The organism is Micromonospora sp. NPDC049903, assembly GCF_044460945.1.
GTDB lineage: Bacteria > Actinomycetota > Actinomycetes > Mycobacteriales > Micromonosporaceae > Micromonospora.
Genome location: NZ_JBITKL010000012.1, coordinates 155,605 through 176,985 on the forward strand (window position 1 = coordinate 155,605; position 21,381 = coordinate 176,985).

19 protein-coding genes are annotated in these 21,381 nt (G+C 71.8%); 12 read left to right on the top strand and 7 right to left on the bottom strand.

Going from position 1 to position 21,381, the window contains the following annotated elements; translation table 11 throughout:
- Positions 1-154: 154 nt before the first annotated feature.
- Both aceA and aceB read left to right on the top strand, forming a co-directional pair.
- Complete coding sequence (aceA, locus tag ACIBO1_RS19875; RefSeq protein ID WP_396748496.1) at positions 155-1,435, top strand: isocitrate lyase; 1,281 nt, start codon at positions 155-157, stop codon at positions 1,433-1,435.
- Positions 1,432-3,045, top strand: a complete 1,614-nt coding sequence (gene aceB / locus ACIBO1_RS19880) for a malate synthase A (protein ID WP_396748498.1) — start codon at positions 1,432-1,434, stop codon at positions 3,043-3,045. The genes aceA and aceB overlap by 4 nt, the downstream gene beginning before the upstream one ends.
- Before the next feature lie 1,223 nt (positions 3,046-4,268).
- Here the strand turns inward: aceB and sthA are convergent.
- Positions 4,269-5,672 (bottom strand): Si-specific NAD(P)(+) transhydrogenase, encoded by a 1,404-nt coding sequence (gene sthA / locus ACIBO1_RS19885; RefSeq protein ID WP_396748500.1) that lies wholly within the window; start codon positions 5,670-5,672, stop codon positions 4,269-4,271.
- Positions 5,673-5,823: 151 nt separating this feature from the next.
- On the opposite strand from sthA, the gene ACIBO1_RS19890 reads away from it, so the two are divergent.
- Together ACIBO1_RS19890 and ACIBO1_RS19895 are read left to right on the top strand one after the other, a co-directional pair.
- Positions 5,824-6,465, top strand: coding sequence for a heme oxygenase (biliverdin-producing) (locus tag ACIBO1_RS19890; RefSeq protein WP_396748502.1), 642 nt, complete (start codon positions 5,824-5,826; stop codon positions 6,463-6,465).
- Complete coding sequence (locus tag ACIBO1_RS19895; RefSeq protein WP_396748504.1) at positions 6,462-6,776, top strand: DUF2470 domain-containing protein; 315 nt, start codon at positions 6,462-6,464, stop codon at positions 6,774-6,776. The genes ACIBO1_RS19890 and ACIBO1_RS19895 overlap by 4 nt, the downstream gene beginning before the upstream one ends.
- A gap of 45 nt (positions 6,777-6,821) precedes the next feature.
- On the opposite strand, the gene ACIBO1_RS19900 is transcribed toward ACIBO1_RS19895, so the two are convergent.
- From ACIBO1_RS19900 to ACIBO1_RS19915, 4 genes are read right to left on the bottom strand one after another with little or no spacing between them, the layout of a single operon-like run.
- Positions 6,822-7,631 carry a heme ABC transporter ATP-binding protein gene (locus ACIBO1_RS19900; RefSeq protein WP_396748506.1) on the bottom strand — a complete coding sequence of 270 codons (810 nt, stop codon included), beginning with the start codon at positions 7,629-7,631 and terminating at the stop codon, positions 6,822-6,824.
- Positions 7,628-8,656, bottom strand: coding sequence for a FecCD family ABC transporter permease (locus ACIBO1_RS19905; RefSeq protein ID WP_396748508.1), 1,029 nt, complete (start codon positions 8,654-8,656; stop codon positions 7,628-7,630). The genes ACIBO1_RS19900 and ACIBO1_RS19905 overlap by 4 nt, the downstream gene beginning before the upstream one ends.
- Positions 8,653-9,669 carry a hemin ABC transporter substrate-binding protein gene (locus ACIBO1_RS19910; RefSeq protein WP_396748510.1) on the bottom strand — a complete coding sequence of 339 codons (1,017 nt, stop codon included), beginning with the start codon at positions 9,667-9,669 and terminating at the stop codon, positions 8,653-8,655. Before ACIBO1_RS19910 ends, ACIBO1_RS19905 begins: the two co-directional genes overlap by 4 nt.
- Positions 9,666-10,514, bottom strand: a complete 849-nt coding sequence (locus ACIBO1_RS19915) for a hypothetical protein (protein WP_396748512.1) — start codon at positions 10,512-10,514, stop codon at positions 9,666-9,668. Before ACIBO1_RS19915 ends, ACIBO1_RS19910 begins: the two co-directional genes overlap by 4 nt.
- Positions 10,515-10,648: 134 nt before the next feature.
- On the opposite strand from ACIBO1_RS19915, the gene ACIBO1_RS19920 reads away from it, so the two are divergent.
- The 8 genes from ACIBO1_RS19920 (at position 10,649) to ACIBO1_RS19955 (ending at position 20,068) form a co-directional block, all read left to right on the top strand.
- A complete protein-coding gene (locus ACIBO1_RS19920) occupies positions 10,649-12,175 on the top strand; it encodes an HtaA domain-containing protein (RefSeq protein ID WP_396748514.1) in 1,527 nt (508 codons plus the stop codon).
- A 33-nt stretch (positions 12,176-12,208) separates the two neighbouring features.
- Positions 12,209-13,216 (top strand): WxL protein peptidoglycan domain-containing protein, encoded by a 1,008-nt coding sequence (locus tag ACIBO1_RS19925; protein WP_396748516.1) that lies wholly within the window; start codon positions 12,209-12,211, stop codon positions 13,214-13,216.
- Entirely contained in the window at positions 13,213-14,022 is an 810-nt protein-coding gene (locus ACIBO1_RS19930; protein WP_396748518.1) for a hypothetical protein, read from the top strand. The genes ACIBO1_RS19925 and ACIBO1_RS19930 overlap by 4 nt, the downstream gene beginning before the upstream one ends.
- 216 nt (positions 14,023-14,238) lie before the next feature.
- Complete coding sequence (locus ACIBO1_RS19935; RefSeq protein ID WP_396748520.1) at positions 14,239-14,853, top strand: class I SAM-dependent methyltransferase; 615 nt, start codon at positions 14,239-14,241, stop codon at positions 14,851-14,853.
- A 115-nt stretch (positions 14,854-14,968) separates the two neighbouring features.
- Complete coding sequence (locus ACIBO1_RS19940; RefSeq protein ID WP_396748522.1) at positions 14,969-17,221, top strand: catalase; 2,253 nt, start codon at positions 14,969-14,971, stop codon at positions 17,219-17,221.
- Between the two features lie 145 nt (positions 17,222-17,366).
- Positions 17,367-18,344 (top strand): helix-turn-helix domain-containing protein, encoded by a 978-nt coding sequence (locus ACIBO1_RS19945; protein WP_396748524.1) that lies wholly within the window; start codon positions 17,367-17,369, stop codon positions 18,342-18,344.
- Between the two features lie 27 nt (positions 18,345-18,371).
- Positions 18,372-19,277 carry an alpha/beta fold hydrolase gene (locus tag ACIBO1_RS19950; protein WP_396748526.1) on the top strand — a complete coding sequence of 302 codons (906 nt, stop codon included), beginning with the start codon at positions 18,372-18,374 and terminating at the stop codon, positions 19,275-19,277.
- Positions 19,274-20,068: an alpha/beta hydrolase gene (locus ACIBO1_RS19955; protein ID WP_396748528.1), complete on the top strand. Its 795-nt coding sequence runs from the start codon at positions 19,274-19,276 to the stop codon at positions 20,066-20,068. The genes ACIBO1_RS19950 and ACIBO1_RS19955 overlap by 4 nt, the downstream gene beginning before the upstream one ends.
- Positions 20,069-20,112: 44 nt before the next feature.
- Here the strand turns inward: ACIBO1_RS19955 and ACIBO1_RS19960 are convergent, their stop codons facing one another.
- Both ACIBO1_RS19960 and ACIBO1_RS19965 read right to left on the bottom strand, forming a co-directional pair.
- Complete coding sequence (locus tag ACIBO1_RS19960; RefSeq protein WP_396748530.1) at positions 20,113-21,057, bottom strand: lysostaphin resistance A-like protein; 945 nt, start codon at positions 21,055-21,057, stop codon at positions 20,113-20,115.
- A gap of 121 nt (positions 21,058-21,178) precedes the next feature.
- Positions 21,179-21,381, bottom strand: a 203-nt coding sequence (locus ACIBO1_RS19965) for a hypothetical protein (protein ID WP_396748532.1), incomplete at its 5' end; no start/stop codon positions are given.

Sequence of the window (21,381 nt, forward strand, 5' to 3'; positions counted from 1 at the left end):
CCTTTCGCAACTTTGCAAAATCGCCCTTCGGCTTTTCAATAATTGGCTCTTTCCGTCTCTCGACCGGCCCCGACAGGCCGTGTGACCGTGTGTGACACACGGCTGGATGGCGTCGGCGTCGACGCAACGACGGTCAATCGGAAATCCGAAGGGGATGAATACGATGCTTTCCGCGGTCGAGCAGTTGCAGCACGAATGGGAGACCAACCCCCGCTGGCGGGGAGTACGGCGCAGCTACCGCGCCGAGGACGTCATCCGGTTGCGTGGTGCCATCCAGGAGGAGCACACCCTGGCCCGGCACGGCGCCAACCGGCTGTGGCGGCTGCTCACCAGCGAGGACTACGTCCACGCCCTGGGGGCGCTCACCGGCAACCAGGCGGTGCAGATGGTCCGGGCCGGGCTCAAGGCGATCTATCTGTCCGGCTGGCAGGTGGCCGCCGACGCCAACCTGGCCGGACACACCTATCCGGACCAGAGCCTCTATCCGGCCAACTCGGTGCCGGCCGTGGTGCGTCGGATCAACAACGCGCTGCTGCGGGCCGCCCAGATCACCACCGCCGAGGGCGACACCTCGGGCATCGACTGGCTGGCCCCGATCGTCGCCGACGCGGAGGCCGGCTTCGGTGGCGTGCTCAACGCGTACGAGCTGATGAGCGCGATGATCGCGGCCGGCGCCGCCGGGGTGCACTGGGAGGACCAGCTCGCCGCCGAGAAGAAGTGCGGCCACCTCGGCGGGAAGGTGCTCATCCCCACCGGGCAGCACGTCCGCACGCTGGAGGCGGCCCGACTCGCCGCCGACGTCGCCGGGGTGCCGACGGTGGTGGTGGCCCGCACCGACGCGCAGGCGGCCACCCTGCTCACCACCGACGTGGACGAGCGGGACCGCCCCTTCGTCACCGGCGAGCGCACCCCGGAGGGCTTCTACCGGGTCCGCAACGGCATCGAGCCGTGCATCGCCCGAGGGCTCGCGTACGCCCCGCACTCCGACCTGCTCTGGATGGAGACCAGCACGCCGGACCTGGAGGTCGCCCGCCGCTTCGCCGAGGCGATCAAGGACGAGTACCCGGACCAACTGCTCGCCTACAACTGCTCGCCGTCGTTCAACTGGCGCAAGCACCTCGACGACGCCACCATCGCCAAGTTCCAGCGCGAACTCGGCCACATGGGATACAAGTTCCAGTTCATCACGCTGGCCGGCTTCCACGCGCTGAACTACTCGATGTTCGACCTGGCCCGGGGCTACGCCGCCGAGGGGATGCCGGCGTACGTGTCGCTCCAGGAGCGGGAGTTCGCGGCCGAGGCCGCCGGTTACACCGCGGTCAAGCACCAGCGCGAGGTGGGCACCGGCTACTTCGACCTGATCAGCACGGTGCTCAACCCGGCCGCCGAGACCACCGCCCTGCGCGGCTCGACCGAGGAGGAGCAGTTCGCATGAGGTACGAGATCATCGGCCCGGTGGCGGAGCGCTTCGACGAGGTGCTCACCCCCGAGGCGCTGGAGTTCCTGGTCACGCTGGACAGCGAGTTCGCCGCCCGCCGGGTGGCGCTGCTGGACACCCGGCGGGCCCGCCGGGACCGGTTCGCCACCGGCCAGTTGCCCGACTTCCTGCCGGAGACCATCGGCGTCCGCGCCGATCCGAGCTGGCGGGTGGCGCCGCCCGCCCCCGGCCTCGAAGACCGGCGGGTCGAGATCACCGGCCCGCCGGACCGCAAGATGACGATCAACGCGCTGAACTCCGGTGCCCGGGTGTGGCTCGCCGACTTCGAGGACGCCACCGCCCCCACCTGGGACAACGTCATCGGTGGGCAGCTCAACCTGATGGACGCGCTGGACCGCCGGATCGACTTCACCGACGCGCGCGGCAAGCGGTACGCGATCGGCGGCGACCTGGCCACCATCGTGGTCCGTCCACGCGGCTGGCACCTGGTCGAGAAGGGGATCGTGGTGGACGGTCGGCCGATCTCGGCCAGCCTGGTCGACTTCGGTCTCTACCTCTTCCACTGCGCCCGGCGGCAACTCGCGGCCGGCGCGGGACCGTACTTCTATCTGCCGAAGCTGGAGGACCACCGCGAGGCGCGGCTGTGGAACGACATCTTCGTCTTCGCCCAGCACTACCTGCGGCTGCCGCAGGGCACGATCCGGGCGACCACCCTGATCGAGACCATCACCGCCGCCTTCGAGATGGAGGAGATCCTCTACGAGTTGCGGGACCACTCGGCGGGGCTGAACGCCGGACGGTGGGACTACATCTTCAGCATCATCAAGAACTTCGGGCAGTGGCCGGACTTCGTCCTGCCGGACCGGTCCGAGGTCACGATGACCGTGCCGTTCATGCGCGCGTACACCGAGCTGCTGGTGCGGACCTGCCACCGGCGCGGGGCGCACGCGATCGGCGGCATGGCCGCGTTCGTGCCCAGCCGGGATCCGGAGGTGAACGAGACGGCGCTGAGCCGGGTGCGGGCCGACAAGCAGCGGGAGGCCGCCGCCGGTTTCGACGGTTCCTGGGTGGCCCACCCCGGCCTGGTGCCGACCTGCCGCGAGGAGTTCGACGCGGTGCTCGGCGAACGCCCGCACCAGCTCGACCGGCAGCGTGACGACGTCGAGGTCACCGCCGCCGACCTGCTCGCCGTGGACAAGACCCCCGGTCAGGTCACCGAGGTGGGGCTGCGATCCAACATCGCGGTGGCGCTGCATTACGTCGACGCCTGGCTCGGCGGGGCCGGTGCGGTGGCCCTGTGGAACCTGATGGAGGACGCGGCGACCGCCGAGATCGCCCGCTGCCAGGTCTGGCAGTGGCTGCACCACGGCACGCCGCTGGCCGGCGGCGGCAGCGTGACCGAGGAGCGGGTCCGGGCGATCCTCGACGAGGAGCTGGCCACCCTGGTGGAGGGGCGCGGTGACGCCGCCGTGCGCGAGCGCGCCGGACACGCGGCGCGCATCGTCGAGGAGACCGCCCTCGGCGAGGACCTGCCCGCCTTCTTCACCACCGGCGCGTACGCCCGCCACCTCAGCCCGGTGCGCCGCCCGACTCCGGCCGCCGGTTGAGCCTCCGCACCTCGGTCGCACGGGAAGCGCCCGACGGGCCGCGACCGGCGCTGGCGGCGGCCCGGCTGGCACTGGCGCTGGTGGCGGGTCGGACCGGGGCCGACGGTGGCCCGGCCGGCGTAGGCGGTGGCCCGGCGTGGCCCGGCCGGCGTAGGCGGTGGCCCGGCGTGGCCCGGCCGGCGTAGGCGGTGGGCCCGGTCCGGCCGGGCTGGTGGCCGGTCCGGCCGGCGCCGCTGCCCTTCGTCGTGGTCCTCACCGCGTCCGTGCCGGTGGCCGAGCGGTGTCCGGTGCCTGGGTCGTGTCGGCCGGGCCCGGTCGTCCGTCAGGAGCATGGTGGTCGGGCGTTGTCGGGCCGGTGTGGGTCGTGCTGGTCGGGGGGCTGTCGAGCTGAGAGCGCCGGCGGATCGTCATCGGATTGGTTCGTGTCGGGCGTTGGGCAGTGCCGTGCTGAGCCTGGCGGTCGGGCGTTGTCGGGCCGGTGCGGGTCGTGCTGGTTGGGGCGCTGTCGAGCTGAGAGCGTCAACGGATCGGGACTTCCTCTGGCTGCCGGTGGGCGATGCTGACCCGTGCCCGGACTTCGACCCGTGCCCGGACTCGGACCTTCCCTAACCTCGACCCTTGGCCAGGCTCGGACCGTCGCCGGATACGCACCTTACCGAGGCTCGGACGTTGTCCAGGCTCGGACCTTTTCCCAGATACGTACTCTGCCGAGGCTCGGACGTTGCCCGGGATTGGACCTGTGCCGGGGGCGGCGGTGGGAACGGGCTCCTGCCACGGCGTCCGTCCGGTGAGGTGGTCAGGGCGGATGATCGGCGGACAGTCGTCCTGGGCACGGCGGTCAACGAGAACGGACAGCGACCCGGTGGGACTGAACGGCTGCGGGCCCCAAGGCGGTCGCGGTCGCGGAGTGGCGGTGGCCCACCGGCCGAATGATCGCGACGGGTGACGGCACAAACGGGTCAGCTCGACAGTGCTCCCAGCAGACACCACGTGGGCAGCATCGCAGCAGCACACGATCGCCCGGCTGGTCCCTGCGCCCCGGCTGCGCCCCGGCTGCGCCCCGGCTGCGCTGCGCTTGCTGGTCCGTGCGTCGGCTGGCCTGCGCGCGAGGGCACGAAGCCGGTGGCGAGGGGGACTGCCACCCGGGGACCTGGTCTCGCCGCCGTCGGCCGCGAAGCCGCGAAGCAGCGAGGCCGCGAGGCAGCGAGACCAGGCCGGGTCGGTCAGGTGTCGATCCGGGTGATGTTGCGGATCTTGTTGGACGCGTCCAACGCCGCCACCTTGTACGCCTCGGCCAGCGTCGGGTAGTTGAACACCGTGTCGACCAGGTAGTCGACTGTGCCGCCGCAGCCCATCACCGCCTGCCCGATGTGGACGATCTCGGTCGCGCCGGTGCCGAAGACGTGGACGCCCAGCAGCCGACCGTCGTCCGGTGAGACGAGCAGCTTCAGCATGCCGTATGAGTCGCCGACGATCTGGCCGCGCGCCAACTCGCGGTAGCGGGCGACGCCCACCTCGAACGGTGTGGCGCTCTCGGTCAGCTCGTCCTCGGTCTTCCCGACGAAGCTGATCTCCGGGATGGTGTAGATGCCGATCGGCTGCAACTCGTGCATCGGGCGTTCCGGCTCGCCGCAGGCGTGCTGGGCGGCCAACCGGCCCTGCTCCATCGAGGTGGAGGCCAGTGCCGGGAAACCGATCACGTCACCGACGGCGTAGATGTTCTCCACCGTGGTCCGGTAGTTCGCGTCGACCTCGATCCGGCCGCGCCGGTCGGCGGTCAGCCCGGCCGACTCCAGGTCCAGCCCGTCGGTCTGGCCCTGCCGTCCGGCCGAGTACATCACCGTGTCGGCGACGATTCGCTTGCCGCTCTTGAGTACGCACAGTGCCGCGTTCTGGTGCTTCTCCACCGCGGCGACCTCCTCGCCGAAGCGGAACGTCACCGACAGGTCGCGCAAGTGGTACTTGAGTGACTCGATGATCTCCTCGTCGCAGAAGTCGAGCATCCGTTCGCGGCGTTCCACCACGGTCACCTTGGTGCCCAGCGCGGCGAACATGGAGGCGTACTCCATGCCGATCACGCCCGCGCCGACCACGACCATGCTGCGTGGCACGGCCTGGAGGTTGATGACGCCGTCGGAGTCGACGATGGTCCGGTCGTCGAAGTCGACGCTGTCCGGCCGGGCCGGGCGGGTGCCGGCGGCGATGATGGCCTTGTCGAAGGTGATCTTCGAGTCCCGTCCGGAGCCGCCGTCGACCCAGACCGAGTGCGGGTCGGCGAAGCGGCCGGTGCCGGTGATCAGGGTGACCCGGTTGCGGGTCAACTGGTTGCGGATGACGTCGGTCTGTCGGTTGATCACATGTTGGGTGCGGGCCGCCAGGTCGCTGACGGTGATCTCGTCCTTGACGCGGTAGCTGCTGCCGTACAGGTCTCGTTGGCTCAGTCCGGTCAGATAGAGGACGGCTTCGCGCAGGGTCTTCGAGGGGACGGTGCCGGTGTTGATGCAGACTCCGCCGAGCATGTCGCGTCGATCCACGACGCCCACCCGCCTGCCGAGTTTGGCGGCGGCGATGGCGGCCTTCTGACCGCTCGGCCCTGAGCCCAGTACCAACAGGTCGTAGTCATACACGATCACTAGCGTCGCAAGATGTCGTGGACCGCGCCAGGCCAGCCGACCAAGCGGTACAAGGGTTTACCTTCCTGGAATGTTGAGCTGGTGCCCTCTCCCCACCAGGTCGTGATCATGATAGGTTAGGCTTACCTAACAACAGGAGGTGTTCATGGGGTTCGCCGCACAGGTGCGCGAGTTGACCAGGGCGGACCACCGGGCCGCGCAGAACGTGACGTATTTCGACGCCCTGCTGTCGGGGCAGCTCGACCGGAACGGGTACGCGGCACTGTTGGAGCAGCTCCACGTCGTCTACCAGACATTGGAGGAAGCCGCCGAGGCGATGCGGGACGACCCGGTGGCCGGGCCGTTCGTCGTCGAGGAACTGCACCGCCTGCCCGGCATCGTCGACGACCTGCGGTTCCTGCACGGTCCCGACTGGGCCAGCCGGATCGCGCCGAGCCCCGCCACCCGGCAGTACCACGAACGCCTGCGCGAGGTCGCGTTCACCTGGCCGGCGGGCTTCGTCGCCCACCACTACACGCGGTACATGGGTGACCTCTCCGGCGGGCAGGTGATGGTGCGGGCGGTGCGCCGCACGTTCGGGCTCGACACCGACGGCGTCCGGTTCTTCCTCTTCCCGGACCTGGACGCGAAGGACTTCAAGCAGCACTACCGCGAGCTGCTCGACACGGCGCCGTGGGACGAGGTCGAGCGGCAACGCTTCCTCGACGAGGTGTCGTGGGCGTACCGGCTGAACACCGAGATGATCGCCGAGCTGGGCCGGGACGTGGTGCGGGGGAGTGCCGCGTGAGCGCGCCGAACCCGTTCCCGCCCGAGGTGGTGTCGGCCGTGATGCGGCACATGAACACCGACCACGCCGACGACTGCCGGCTGATCTGCCAGGGGCTGGGCGGTGCACCGGCCGCCACCGCGGCCACCATGTCCGGGATGGACGCCGAGGCGATGTACTTCGCGGCCACCGTGGAGGGTGCTCAGGTCCCGGTGCGGGTGCCCTTCAGCGCCCCGCTCACCGAGCGGCGGCAGATCCGGGCCGAGGCCGCCCGGATGTACCGGGAGGCGTGCACGGCGCTGGGCGTGACCCCGCGTCCCGACGCGAGCTGATCCCGTGCGACGTACGACGGCCCACCGGTCACCACCGGCGGGCCGTCACTCGTCGGTGCGGACCGGCACCACCAGCGGCACACCCGTGCGCGGATGCGGCAGCACCTCGATCTCGTGCTGATAGACCTCGCTGAGCCGGTCGGCGGTGAGTACCTCGACCGGCGGCCCGTCGGCGACCAACCGTCCACCGGCCAGCAGGGCGATCCGGTCCGCGTACGCGGCGGCCAGCGCCAGGTCGTGCAGGACGACCACCACCGCGCCGCCCCGGCGGGCCCGCTCGCGTGCGAGCCGGAGCACCAACTCCTGATGGTGCAGGTCGAGCGCGGCGGTCGGCTCGTCCAGCAGGAGCATCGGGGTGCGTTGGGCGAGCACCCGGGCCAACGCCACCCGCGCCTGCTCGCCGCCGGAGAGCGCGGAGAAGACCCGGTCGGTGAAGGACTCGGTGCCGGTCAGCCGCAGGGCCTCGCGGACCGCGTCGTCGTCCTCGGCGGCGTACCCGGTCCCGGCCCACGGGGCGCGGCCCATCGCGACCACCTCGCCGACGGTGAACGGGAACGTCATGGTGGCGCGTTGCGGCAGCATGGCGCGGAGCCGGGCCAGCTCGACCGGAGCCCACCGGTGCAGCGGCCGACCGGCGAACGCGATGTCACCGGAAGCCGGGGCCAGGTCACCGCAGATGGCGCCGAGCAGGGTGCTCTTGCCGGCGCCGTTCGGCCCGACCAGCGCCAGCAGCTCCCCGCCCCGGACGTCGAGAGTCACGTCGGTCAGGATCGGTCGGCCGCCGCGCCGGACACCCAACCGGTCCACCCGCAGACCGATCGGTTCGCGACCGACCTCCGGCACCGTCCGTCTCATCCCCATCCTCCCGCCCGGGCCCGGGTCCGGCGCAGCAGCCAGAAGAAGCACGGGCCACCCACCACGGCGGTCAGCACGCCGAGCGGCAGTTCCTGGTAGTCGACCAGGGTGCGGGCGGCCAGGTCCCCGGCGACGACCACGATGGCCCCGCCCAGCGCGCTGGCCGGCAGGAGCAGCCGGTGACCCGGCCCGGCGACCATCCGGACCAGGTGCGGCACGACCAGCCCGACGAAGGAGATCACGCCGGTGAAGGCCACCGCAGCGGCGCCGAGCAGCGCGGTCACCCCGATCATGGCGAGTCGCAACCGTTCCACGTGGACGCCCAGGTGCCGGGCCGACCGGTCACCGAGGGCGAGCAGGTCCAGGCGGCGGGCGGTGGCGACGGCGATCGCGATGCCGACGGCCGCGCACGGCAGGGTCACTCCCACAGCCGCCCAGTTGGCCTGGGCCAGGCTGCCGAGCTGCCAGAACGCGATGGCGCGTACGGCGTCGGCGTCGCCGAAGAACATCAGCAGGCCGATCAGCGCGCCGGCCACCGCGTTGACCGCGATGCCGGTCAGCACCAGCGTGACCACTTCGGTGCGTCCGCCGGTGCGGGACATCGAATAGACCAGGGCGGTGGCGGCGAGACCGCCGAGGAAGGCCCCGACCGCGACGGTCCAGCCGCCGAGGGTGGCGACACCGGTGATGATGACCGTGGCGGCACCGACCGCGGCACCCGAGGAGACGCCGATGACGCCCGGTTCGGCCAGCGGGTTGCCGAAGACGCCCTGCATCAGCGCACCGGCGCAGCCGAGCGCGGCACCGACGACGACGGCGAGCACGACCCGGGGGAAGCGCACCACCCAGAGGGCGCTCTCCCCGTGCGGGGCGCTCGGCAGTGGCCCGACGTCGAGCCCGATGCGGTGCAGCAGCGAGCCGAGCACCTCGGCGGGCGGCACCTGGACCTGCCCGGTGCCGGCCGCGACGAGGCAGAGCAGGACCAGGGCGACGCTCAGCCCGACCAGCAGCAGAGGTCGTCTCATGTGCACGGTCGGTGGACCGCCTCGGCGAGGGCCTGGATGGTGCGGCCGGTCCGGGCCCCGAAGCTCAGCAGCATCCCGTCGTCCATGTCCACGATCCGGCGGTGCTGACCGGCCGGGGTCTGGCCGACGCCGGGCAGGGCGAGCAGGCCGTCCACGCCCTTGACCGACTCCAGCCCGTCGGTCATCACCAGGATGACGTCCGGTGCCGCGTTGATCAGACCCTCGCTGGTCAGCGGCCGGAACCGGGACAGTCCGATCTCGGTGCCGGCGTCGGTCGCGCCGATCGCCCGGATCATCTCGTCGGAGCCGGCGCCCTTGCCGCCGATCAGGTACACCCCGGCGGTGCCCCGGACATAGAGGAACGCGATGCGCAGTGGCGGGCCGTCCGCCGGGGCACTGCGGCGGGCCTCGGCGATCTCACCCTCCACCCGGGACACCAGGAGTTCCCCGGCCGCCGGTACGCCGAGGGCGGCGGCGATGGCCCGGATGTTGCGCGGGATCGCGGCGAGGCTCTGCTCGTCGTCGATCAGGACCACCGGGATACCGGCCCGACGGAGTTGGGTGAGCACCTCGGGCGGGCCGATGCTGGTGTCGGCGAGTACCACCGTCGGGTTCAGCCGCAGCACCGCCTCGGCGGCCAGGTCGTGTCCGGCCGGCGTGACCACCGGCAGGTGCGCGGCGGCGGCGAAGGTGGTGGAGGTGTCCCGCCCGATCACCCGACCGCCGAGGCCGAGGCTGAAGACGATCTCGGCGATGGAGCCGTACAGGTTCACCGCGAGGATGCGGCTGGCGTCGGTGACGGTGACCGTCGTCCCGTCGGCCGAGTCCACGGTGGCCGGCAGACTGCTGCCGGGATCGCCGCCGACCGGGACCACGTCGGTGTCGGTCACCACGGCGGTGGCGGGCCCGCAGCCGGTCGCCGGGGTGGCGCCCGGCGTGCCGGCGGCGGCGTCGCAGGCGACGAGACCGAGCAGCGCGGACAGTGCCAGCAGGGCGGGCAGTACTCGCCTCACCGCTGCGCCTGCCGACGTCGGCGGATCCGCAGGACCACCAGCAGGACCAGCAGTGCGGCGAGTCCGGCGACGGTGACCGTGAACCAGCGTCCGGCCGGTCCGCTGTCGCTGACCTGGGTGGTGAGCAGTTGCTGGTCGCCGCTGACCGGGTCGGTGCCGGTGCCGCCCGCACCGGTGGGCGTACCCGCGTCGGCCGGGGCCGAGCCCTCGACGGCGCCGGCCGAGGGGGTCGTACCGGCGGGCGCGCCGGAGGCGGCCGGTGCCGGGGCGGCGGAGGTCCGAGTGGTGCCGCCGGGGGCTGACGACGCGGGGGCGGCGGCCCGGGTGGTCGGGCTGGCCGCCGGTGCGGCGAAGGTGACCGGGACCTTGACGTCCTGCGAGCGGTCCGAGCTGCGGGTGTGGTCGTTGCGGCTGGCCACCACGCAGCGCCGGACGGTGCAGTCCACGTCGCCGATCGTCGCGGTCAGCCGGAGCCGGACGCTGAACGAGCCGCCGGAGCCGTACGGGACGGCCAGCCCCTCGCCGTACGCGGGCGGGTTCGACGAGATCCAGTGCGAGGCGCCGCTGGCGCCGCTGGTGTCGATGCCGCCGCCACAGGGCGAGGGTGGCGCACTGGCGCCGTTGTCGACGCAGAACGCGACGTAGACGCCCTTGGCGGTGTCGTAACCGGAGCCGGCGACGGTGACCGTGGCACCGGCGAGGGGGATCGCGCTCGTCCGGGTGACGGAGAGCCGCTGACCGTCGGGGCCCCTGCCGACCGTGTCCGCGTACGCGGGGCCGGCCGCGAGGGCGCCGATGACCAGCAGCACCACGCTGACCGGGGCGGCGGCGAGGCGGGCAGGCATGAGTGACCTCCGAAGATTGGTTAGGCTAACCTAAGTCGATCTTGCGGGTTCCGCAAGAGGGTGTTCGGAGGATTTCGCAAAAGATTAGGTGAGCCTAACCTAATCGAGCCCTACCCCCTCCGAGAGGAAGACTCATGTCCGTACCCAGACCCGGCGGTATCCGCCGACGGTCGTACCGGTGGGCGTCGGCAGCCGTGCTCGGCGCCGCCGCGTCACTGGCCGTGGTGGCCCCGGCGACGGCGGCACCGGCCGACGTCACCGCGGGAAGCCTCGACTGGGGCTTCAAGAGCTCGTTCCGGGCGTACGTCTCGACCGGTAACGGCAACCCGCCGATCGGGGTCGCCGACGGCGCCACCCGTAACGCGGACGGCACCTTCAAGTTCCCGGTCACCGGCGGCACGTACGACAGCGCCACCGGCGCGACCACCGTCAACTACGGCGGCACGGTCGTGTTCTCGTACCCGTCGCACTTCTTCAAGATCACCCTGGCCAACCCCACCGTGGTGGTGGACGGCGCGGGCGGATCGTTGCTCGCCGACGTCGACCTCGAGGTCAGCGGCGGCGGGTTCGAGCCGGTGCAGATCGAGCAGGCCGCCATCGCCACCCTCGGCACCGGCGGCACCAGCCCGACCGTCTCGGGTGACTCGGTGAGCTGGAGCAACCTGACCACCACGCTGACCGAGACCGGGGCCACCGCCTTCGCCGGCTTCTTCACCGCCGGCACGGTGATGGACCCGACGTCGTTCACCTTCACCACCGGCACGGGCGGCGGCGGCCCCGCCACCCCGTCGGTCACCGTGGACCCGTCCGCCGCCCTCGACCCCGAGGGGACGTCGGTCACCGTCACCGGCTCCGGGTTCGACCCGGACGCCAACGGCGGCGTCGGTGTCTATGTGGCGTTCGGCCCGAAGGTCGACAACCACTGGGTGAACTCCCGCCCGTACAAGCCGGTGAAGTGGGTGCACAAGAACGCCTCGTCGTCCGCGGCGCAGGTCAGGCTCGCCGCCGACGGCACCTTCTCCACCACGTTGGACCTGGTGCCGAGCTACACCGACGGCAACGGCGACACGGTCGACTGCACCGTGACCCAGTGCTACGTGCTGACGTTCGCGGCACACGCCTCCAGCGACCGCAGCCAGGACACCTTCACCCCGATCACCTTCCGTGGGGCCACCGGTGGCCCCAGCGGTGCCGAGCAGGAGATCACCGCCACGGTGCTCCAGTCCGGTCCGCTGACGCTGACCTCGTCGGGCAGTGCCGTGGCGCTGTCGGCCGTGCACCCCGGCGGGGTCGCCGACGGTGCGCTCAACGCGGTGACCGTCAGCGACCTGCGCGGCACCAACGCCGGCTGGAACGTGGTCGGTCAGGTGGAGGACTTCACCAGCGCGCTCGGTGGCACCATCGCCGCCGACAACCTCGGCTGGACGCCGAACGCGTCCGTGCTCGCCGACAAGTTGGTGGGCTCGTCCGGGGTGGTCAACCCGGGCGGGCGGGCCAACCCGGGTGACGGCACGGGTCTGGGCAGCGCCCGTACCCTGTGCGGCTCCGCCGCCGGTGCCAGCGCCGGCAGCTTCCGGTGCGGTGCCGACCTGGGCCTCGGGGTCCCGGCCGCCACCGGTCCGGGTGACTACACCGCCACCCTGACCCTCACCCTGTCCTGACGCGTGGAAGGGCATCTTGTTGTGCGCAGATCGATGACGAGGTGCCCTTCCCCGCACCTGGTCGCCGCGACCCTGGTCCTCACCGTCCTCGCCGGCGTGCTGGCCGGCGGACCGGCCGTCGCCCTCGCCGCGCCGGCTCCCGCGCCGTCACCGTCGCCGAGCGACGCCGGGTTCACCTGGGCGGTGCAGCCGTCCGGACCGTCCGGCCCCACCGGCCGCAGCTACTTCGTCCACGACGCCGAACCCGGTCAGGTGATCGAGGACCGGGTGGCGCTGACCAACCTGAGCACGGCCGCGATGACCTTCGCGGTGTACGGCGCCGACGCCTTCACCACCGACGACGGCGGCTTCGCGCTGCAACCGGCCAGCCGTCCGGCGGTGGACGTGGGCGCCTGGACGCAGTTCGCCGAGCGCACCTACCGGGTGCCGGCGGGCGAGCAGGTGATCCTGCCGTTCCGGATCGGCGTACCGGCCAACGCGAGCCCCGGTGACCACGCCGGTGGTGTGGTCGCCTCGATCGCCCAGGTGGCGGAGGGCGGCGGGCAGGTCAGGCTCGACCGTCGCGTGGCCGCCCGGATCTATCTGCGGGTCGCCGGCCCGGTGCGCCCCGGCCTTCAGGTCGAGGCGATGCGGATCGGCTACGACAACCCGGTCAACCCGTTCGGCACCGGGCCGGTCGTGGTCAGCTACCGGCTGCGCAACACCGGCAACACCCGGCTGACCGGCACCACCCAGGTACGCCTGACCGCGCCGTTCGGCATCGGACTGGCCCGCACCGAGCCGGTCACCGTGCCCGAGTTGCTGCCCGGCGCGGCGATCACCGTCACCGAACAGATCAACGGCGTGGTGCCGGCCGGACGGCTGGCCGCCGACGTGGCCGTCGACCCGGCCACCCCGGACCGGATGCTGCCCACCGTGCACCGCACCGCCGCGACCTGGGCCGTGCCCTGGGTCTGGACGGCGGTGCTGCTCGCCACCCTCGGCGGGCTGCTGGTCAGCCGGGTGCGGGCGATCCGGCGTCGCCGGTCGACACCGGCATGAGATGGCTCGCGTACGGTGCCGCCGCCCTGCTCGCCGGCCTCGCCCTGACCGTCGCCCCGACGCCGGACCCTCGGGTGACGCTGGACCGGGCCGAGGCGAGACCGGGGGAGCAGGTGCTGGTCCGGCTCACCGGTTGGCCCGCCGGCACCGTCGTGATCGAGCTGTGCGACGCGGGTACGCCGCCCCGCTGCGCGGTGGACACCTCGGCCCAGATCCACCTGCCCGGCACCGGTGCCGGTGGGACGCCGCTGACCGTCGTCGCGCCACCCGACGGCTGCCCCTGCCAGGTGCGGGTGCGCACGATGGAGGGCCGGCTCACGGCGACCGCGCCGCTGCGCGTGACCGGCGCGACCCGGCGATCCGGCGGCACCGTCCGGCAGACCGGAACCCGCCCCCCGGTCGTCGTCGGAGCACACGTCGAACGCGACGGCGGCTGGCCCGCCCTGTTCGGTGCCGCCGCGCAGCGGACCGTGGTGCTGCGGCTGCGCAACGACGAGCCGGTGCCGGTGGCGGTGGCGCTGTCGTTCACCGTCGGTCGGGGACCGGAGCCGACCGGCTTCGTCGCGTCCCCGGACACGCCGGATCTCGCCGCCGGGGAGGAACGCGTCGTGCGGATCCCGATGGCCCTGCCGGCCCCGGCTGTCGGCGACTACCGGATCCACGGCGAGGTGGTCACTTCCGGCGCGGCCCGCCGGGTGGAGGCGACCACCGACCACCACCCGTGGGGGCTGGCCGGGCTGTTCGGCTTCGCGCTGCTCGTGCCGGTCGCGGCCGAGCTACGCCGCCGCCGCTCCTCCAGGCGGTAAACCGCCCACCGCCCGCCCCACCGCCCGCCCCCCGTTCCGGCGCGTCGATCAAGAAGTTCTGGTCACGACACCTCGGCGCGCAGGGCCAAAACCTCTTGATCAACCGGCTGCCGGCCTGGAGCCGGGGTTGGTCGGGCGTGGTGGGCGGGTGGCACGATCGGGGTGGGCCGATGTCCGGGTCGCGGCGGGGTCGGTCGGGAGAGCGGGGTGCTGCACATGCGACGGCGTGACCGACTCATCCACTACTGGGACGACCGGGCCACCGGGTACGACCGGCGGACCGCCTCGGCGGAACGCCGGCTGCTCGGGACCAGCCGCCGGTGGGTGTGCCGGCGCGCCAGCGGGCAGACCCTCGAGGTGGCCGTCGGCACCGGCCTCAACCTGCCGCACTACTCGGCCGACGTGCGGCTGAGCGGCGTCGACTGGAGTCCCCGGATGGTGCGTGCGGCCGGGCGGCGTGCCGCCGACCTCGGTCGTACGGTTGCGCTGGCTGTCGCCGACGCTACCGCGTTGCCGTTCCCCGACGCGCGGTTCGACACCGTCGCCTGCACCTTCGCGCTGTGCTGCGTTCCCGACGAGCGGGCCGCCCTCGCCGAAGCGGTCCGGGTGCTGCGGCCCGGCGGTGACCTGCTGCTCGCCGACCACATCGTCGCCGCGCACCCGATCCTGCGCGCCGCGCAGCACGTCGTCGACCTGGTCAGCGTGCCGTTGCAGGGCGAGCACTACACGCGTCGCCCGCTGCACACCCTGCGACAGTTCGACGTCGAGGTCGTCGCCACCGAACGACTCACCTACGGCACCATCGAACGCGTGCACGCCCGCCGGACCTAGCCGAGCACCGAGGAACGGGCCTTACCAGACTCATACCGTTCGCCCTGTTTTGCCGACTCCGGCCAGGGTATCGCGGTGGCATCCGGTACTTGTGTTCCAGGAGGTACTTGCCGATATGGATGCCCGTAACCCCGCGAAGGTGGTCAAGGACGCGGTGGAGTCCGCCGCGGAGAAGGTCACCGACGCCCTCACGCCGGAAGTGCCCGGCAAACCGGGCAGCGCGCCACCGACAGTGTCGGAGCCGACCACGCCGCAGGATCCGCTGCCGCCAAAGCCGGAGCAGGGCAGCCCGCAGACCCGTACGCCGACCGGCGCGCGCACCGGCGCTCCGGCCACTGCCAACGGTCAGCAGGGCGCCTACCTGACCACCGCGCAGGGGGCACGGCTGCGCGACACGGACCACTCGCTCAAGGCCGGTCCCCGAGGACCGGTGCTGCTCCAGGACCACCACCTCCGCGAGAAGATCACGCACTTCGACCACGAGCGCATCCCCGAGCGGGTCGTGCACGCGCGAGGCGCGGGAGCGCACGGCGTGTTCACCGCGTACGGCGCGGCCGAGGCCGTGACCAGGGCGGGATTCCTCCGCAAGGGGCGGACGACCGACGTGTTCGTCAGGTTCTCCACCGTCCTCGGGTCACGCGGCTCGGCGGACACCGTGCGCGACACCCGGGGCTTCGCCACGAAGTTCTACACCGACGAGGGCACCTTCGACCTGGTCGCCAACAACATGCCGGTCTTCTTCATCCAGGACGCGATCAAGTTCCCGGACATCATCCACGCCGGCAAGCCGCACCCGGACCGCGAGATCCCGCAGGCGCAGAGCGCACACGACACGTTCTGGGACTTCGTCTCGCTGCACACCGAGGCGCAGCACCACACCATCTGGAACATGTCCGACCGGGGCATCCCGCGCTCGTACCGGACCATGGAGGGCTTCGGCGTACACACCTTCCGCCTGGTCAACGAGGCGGGGGAGACGGTGCTGGCCAAATTCCACTGGAAGCCCAAGCTGGGCGTGCACTCCCTGGTGTGGGAGGAGGCCCAGATGCTCGCCGGCATGGACCCGGACTTCCACCGGCGCGACCTGTACGACGCGATCGAGGCGGGCGCCTTCCCGGAGTGGGAACTCGGTCTCCAGGTCTTCCCGGACACCCCGGAGGAGACGTTCGCCGGTATCGACCTGCTCGACCCGACGAAGATCGTGCCGGAGGAACTCGCCCCGGTGCAGCTGGTGGGCAGCCTGACGTTGAACCGTACGCCGACGAACTTCTTCGCCGAGTCCGAGCAGGTCGCCTTCCACGTCGGCCACCTGCCGCCCGGCATCGACGTCACCAACGATCCGCTGTTGCAGGGCCGACTCTTCTCGTACGTCGACACCCAGCTCACCCGCCTGGGCGGGCCGAACTTCCCGCAGATCCCGATCAACCGGCCGCACGCGGCCGTCAACGACATGCTGCGCGACGGCTTCCACCAGCACGCCGTGCACGCCGGGGTGGCGCCGTACCGGCCGAACTCGCTCGACGGCGGCAACCCGTTCCCGGCCGGGGACGCCGAGAACGCCTTCGTGGACGTGCCGGTGCGGGTGGCCGAGGCGCCGAAGGTCCGGGCCAACCCGGTCTCCTTCGACGACCACTACAGCCAGGTGCGACTGTTCTGGCTGAGCATGTCGCCGGTGGAGCGGGAGCACATCGTCGCCGCCTACACCTTCGAGCTGGGCAGGTGCTATCACCAGGAGATCAAGGAACGGCAGCTCCAGTGCCTGGCCAACATCGACCCGGTGCTCTGCGCCCGGGTCGCCACCGGTCTCGGGCTGCCCGCGCCAGAGCCGACCGTGCCGCTCGCCGACGTCACGCCCAGCCCCGCGCTGTCCCAGGTGGGACGGCAGTGGCCGGCCGACGGGCGGATGGTGGGCATCGTCGTCGACCCGGAGGCCGATCTCGACACGGTCCGCGACGTGCGCCAGGCGGTCTTCGCTGCCGACATGGTGCCGCTGCTGATCGCCCCGCACGGCGGCCTGATCGGTGACCTTCCGGCGCAGCGCAGCTTCGCCACCGGCCGGTCGGTCGAACTCGACGCGCTGCTGGTCGCCGCCGCACCGGCCCCGGCACCGGACGCGCCGCCGGCCCCCGACGCGCCGGCCGGCACGGCCCCGGTGGACCCCCGGGTGCTGCTGATGGTCGAGGAGTGCTGGCGGCACGCCAAGGCGATCGGCGCCTGGGGCCCCGGTGTCTCCGTGCTGGAGCAGGCGGGCGTCGCCGGTACGCCCGGTGTCATCACCGGCGACTCGGGCGAGGACGTCTTCACCGCAGTGCACCGGCTGATGGCCGACCACCGGGTCTGGGAACGGTTCCCCGCCTCGGTCGGCTGACCCACCGACCGGTCCGCGGGGGCGGTCCGTCGCACGGCGACGGGCCGTCCCCGCATCCGTGCACTGTCGGTCGCGCCCGTGCACTCACAGCCCTCCCCGCCCCGTCGGGCCAGCGTTAGGTTTCGATCCGACGGAGGGAGGGAGCATGCTCGTGCTGGACACCGGGAACCTGCCGGTCGGCGAGCGCGCCGAGGCGTTCCAGGCCACGGTCAGCGCCAACTGCTCGTCGAGCATGGCGTCGTTCGAGGACCCGGCCGCGATCCACGCCCGGATGACCGTCTTCGACTTCGGGCCCGCGAAGGTCTTCAACATCGAGGCGTCGGGCACCACGCTGCGGCGTACCCCTCGGATGTCCCGGGCGGAGACCGAGACCTCGATCGTGCTGGCGGTGCCGCTGCGCACCGACAACCACCTGAGTTGGGCGCGCGAGGACCGCCGGTTCGGGCCGCGTGACCTGATGCTCGTCGACCTGTCGCTGCCGTACGTCTACGGCTGGCAGGGCGGCGGGGCGTCGTACGCGCTGCACGTCGACGTGGACCGGCTCGGCGTACCCCGCCACCTGATCCACCAGGCGGCCCGGACGCTGCCGGGCAGTCCGATGTACGACCTGGTGCGGGAGCACGTCATCCGGATGACCACGCAGGCCGACCCGCTCGCCGCCACCGCTGCCGCCGCCGAACTCGGTGCCGCGTCGGTCGAGCTGATGCGGGCGCTGGTGGTCTCCGCCGCCGGTAGTGGTCGCCTGCTGCGCGACACCGTCGAGTCCTCGATGTACGCGCGCATTCAGGCGTACGTCCGCGCGCACCTGCGCGAGCCCGACCTGACCCCGGCCCGTGTCGCCGCCGCCAACGCCATCTCGCTGCGCGCCCTCTACAAGCTGTACGAGGAGATGGGGCAGAGCCTGGAACAGTCGATCATCGAGCAGCGCCTCCAAGGTGCCCGCGCCGACCTGACCGCCACGCACCGGCGGTACACCTCCATCGCCGCGCTGGCCCGCGCATGGGGCTTCTCCAGCCCGAGCTTCTTCTCCCACCGCTTCCGGGCGGCCTTCGGGCTGACCCCGCGACAACTGGCCGCGACGAGGCCGACCACCCGTGTTCCGGAACCGGCCCGCTCGCGCTGAACCGGTGTGCTGTCAGGTGCAAGAACCGTGCGCCGACACGAAACCCGAGCCGCGCGATCGGTGCGACATTTCTCGCCCAGGCAGCGAAAGGACGGCAGGATGCCCTTCGTCACGACCGCGGACGGCGCGGAGATCTTCTACAAGGACTGGGGTTCGGGGCGACCGGTCGTGCTCAGTCACGGCTGGCCGCTCAACTCCGACAGTTGGGAGGCGCAGGCGCTGTTCCTCGCCTCGCACGGCTACCGGGTCGTGGCGCACGACCGGCGCGGGCACGGGCGCTCCACCCAGACCTGGCACGGCAACGAGATGGACACGTACGCCGACGACCTGGCCACCCTGGTCGACACGCTCGACCTGCGTGACGCGACGGTCGTCGGGTTCTCCACCGGCGGGGGAGAGATCACCCGGTACATCGGCCGACACGGCACCTCGCGGGTGGCACAGGCGGTGCTGGTCTCCGCCGTACCCCCGCTGATGTTGCGCACCGACGACAACCCGGACGGCGTACCCGGGGAGGTCTTCGACGGCCTGCGGGCCGGGTCGCTGGCGGACCGGTCGCAGCTCTACCGGGATCTCGCCGACGGTCCGTTCTTCGGCAACAACCGGCCGGGGGTGGAGATCTCGGCCGGGATCCGGGACGCGTTCTGGCGGCAGAGCGTGCAGGCCGGGCACCGCAACGCCTACGAGTGCATCGCGGCCTTCTCGGCCACCGACTTCCGGGCCGACCTCGCCCGGTTCGACGTGCCGACGCTGGTCATCCACGGCGACGACGACCAGGTCGTGCCCTTCGACGTCGGCGGCAAGGCGTCCGCCGCGCTGATCAAGGACGCCAGGCTGATCGTTTACCCGTCGGCGCCGCACGGCATCACCGACACTCACAAGGAGCAGCTCGGCCAGGACCTGCTGGCCTTTCTGAAGGAGTACGACGCATGAGCACGATCGTCCTGGTGCACGGCCTGTGGGTCACCTCGCGCAGCTGGGAACACTGGGTGCCGTACTTCGAGGCGCAGGGGCACACGGTGCTGACGCCGACGTACCCGGGCTTCGAGGTGGAGGTGGAGGCGCTGCGCGCCGACCCGACGCCGATCGCGACGGTGACCGTCCCGGAGACCGTGGCGCACCTGGAGAAGGTCATCACCGCGCTGCCGGAGAAGCCGATCATCATGGGTCACTCCTTCGGCGGCACCCTGACCCAGCTCCTGCTCGACCGGGGACACGGCGCTGCCGGCGTCGTGATCAACTCGGCGCCACCCGAGGGCATCCGGGTGAACCCGCCCTCGCAGATCAAGTCGCTCTTCCCGATCCTCAACAACCCGGCCAAGCGACACCGCGCGGCCGGGTTCACCCCGGAGCAGTTCCACTACGCGTTCACCAACACCCTGCCCGAGGACGAGGCCCGCGCCGCCTACGACCGGTACGCGATCGCCGCGCCGGGAAGCTGGGTCTGGTCCTACGGCCTGCTCGCCAACTTCACCCCCGGCAAGCAGGAGACCTGGGTCGACTTCCGTAACGAGGGGCGCGCCCCGCTGCTGTTCATCGCCGGGGGCAAGGACCACATCATGCCGGCCTCGGTGAACCGCTCCAACGCCCACCACTACAAGGCGCCCGGCACCGTCACCGACTTCCACGAGTTCCCCGAGCGCTCACACTGGACGTGCGCCGAGCCCGGCTGGGAGCAGGTCGCCGACTACGCCCTCGACTGGGCCCAGCGCAACGCCGTCTGAGCCGGTGGGCTCCCGCCGGTACGCCGTCGGGAGCCCACGCCGGCTCACCCGGCGACCAGCATGCCGAAGTCCACCCCCAGTTCCGGGGCGCAGTGCAGCAGGAACGCGGGCCACACGCTGCCGGTACGCGCCCAGATCCACCCCAGCGCCAAGCCCATCACGGTCGCGAAGAGGCCACCGGCGACGTTGAACCCCCAGACCCCGTCGAGGTCGACGAGGATGCCGTGGCCGGCGCCGAAGACCACGCTGGTCAACACGATGCCCCAGCCGACGGGCGCACCGAGCACGATCCAGGGCGTACCGAAGGCCCGGTCGAGCACCGCGATCATCGCGGCCCGCCAGATCAACTCCTCGGTCAGGTTCGGGATCGTGGCGTTGAAAGCCAGCCGCTCGGCGTCCACGGTCGTGGCGGCCGACGGATCCAGCGCGACCGCCAGCGCGGTGAGCCCGACGAAGACCCCGAACACGACGGCGATGGTGAGCAGCGCCGGCCGGGCCGAGCTGGGCGTGATCCTCAGCCGCAGGCCCGCCTCGGCACGCGCCCACCGGTGCAACATGCCGAACAGGATGGCCAGCCAGACCAGGTCGAGCACCTTGCCCTGCCAGTGCCGATCGAGCGCGTCGAACACCGGAAGCGGCGCCATCCGGCCGGAGACGGAGGTGAGGAGCACGAGGTAGCCGACCACGGCGACCGCGAGCCAGGTGCCGGGTGTGCCCACGATCCGCCGTACCGCTGTGGTGCCACGCCGGGCCGCCGTGACCGTGAGAAGGACCAGCAGCGTCACGAGCAGCGTGCCGACCAGGGCCGAACCCCAGGCCGTCGCCACCGCGACACTGCGGGCGGCCTCACCCAGCCCGTCGGAAACGATCCACGCGTACGCGACGAAGACCACCACGAGCGGCACCAGAACGGGTACCACCCAGCGACCCGTCTCCGCAGGTCGCACCAGTCGCCCGACGTCCTTCGTGTCCCTGCCCAAGATCCCCATGCGAGCCGACGCTACCCCGCGCCCGCCAGTCGACCCGGCCTGTGCTCAGCGCACGGTGAGCGGCGTGTCCAGTGGTGACCTCCATGACCTCGGCCCCTATCGAGCTGACAGCACAGACGGATCAGCCTGCCCCTCGCGCCAGTCGCGCCGAAACGTGGTCGCCACCGGTCCCAGACCACACCTTCATGGATGTTGCTGCCTCCGCCGGCAGCGAGACAGCAACATCCATGAAGTAGTTCCATCCTGAATCCGCTGGCCAGGAGGTCTTGACGGTGGGGTGGTGGTGGGTGTTTGAGCAGGTCCACGAAGAGGTGATCTTCGGGT

Coding starts and splice junctions, on each gene's coding strand:
- ACIBO1_RS19920 (WP_396748514.1), top strand. CDS start 10,649: ATGTCCGTACCCAGACCCGGCGGTATCCGCCGACGGTCGTACCGGTGG.
- ACIBO1_RS19940 (WP_396748522.1), top strand. CDS start 14,969: ATGGATGCCCGTAACCCCGCGAAGGTGGTCAAGGACGCGGTGGAGTCC.
- ACIBO1_RS19915 (WP_396748512.1), bottom strand. CDS start 10,514: ATGCCTGCCCGCCTCGCCGCCGCCCCGGTCAGCGTGGTGCTGCTGGTC.
- ACIBO1_RS19905 (WP_396748508.1), bottom strand. CDS start 8,656: ATGAGACGACCTCTGCTGCTGGTCGGGCTGAGCGTCGCCCTGGTCCTG.
- ACIBO1_RS19945 (WP_396748524.1), top strand. CDS start 17,367: ATGCTCGTGCTGGACACCGGGAACCTGCCGGTCGGCGAGCGCGCCGAG.
- ACIBO1_RS19960 (WP_396748530.1), bottom strand. CDS start 21,057: ATGGGGATCTTGGGCAGGGACACGAAGGACGTCGGGCGACTGGTGCGA.
- ACIBO1_RS19955 (WP_396748528.1), top strand. CDS start 19,274: ATGAGCACGATCGTCCTGGTGCACGGCCTGTGGGTCACCTCGCGCAGC.
- ACIBO1_RS19930 (WP_396748518.1), top strand. CDS start 13,213: ATGAGATGGCTCGCGTACGGTGCCGCCGCCCTGCTCGCCGGCCTCGCC.
- ACIBO1_RS19900 (WP_396748506.1), bottom strand. CDS start 7,631: ATGAGACGGACGGTGCCGGAGGTCGGTCGCGAACCGATCGGTCTGCGG.
- aceB (WP_396748498.1), top strand. CDS start 1,432: ATGAGGTACGAGATCATCGGCCCGGTGGCGGAGCGCTTCGACGAGGTG.
- aceA (WP_396748496.1), top strand. CDS start 155: ATGAATACGATGCTTTCCGCGGTCGAGCAGTTGCAGCACGAATGGGAG.
- ACIBO1_RS19935 (WP_396748520.1), top strand. CDS start 14,239: ATGCGACGGCGTGACCGACTCATCCACTACTGGGACGACCGGGCCACC.
- ACIBO1_RS19925 (WP_396748516.1), top strand. CDS start 12,209: ATGACGAGGTGCCCTTCCCCGCACCTGGTCGCCGCGACCCTGGTCCTC.
- ACIBO1_RS19890 (WP_396748502.1), top strand. CDS start 5,824: ATGGGGTTCGCCGCACAGGTGCGCGAGTTGACCAGGGCGGACCACCGG.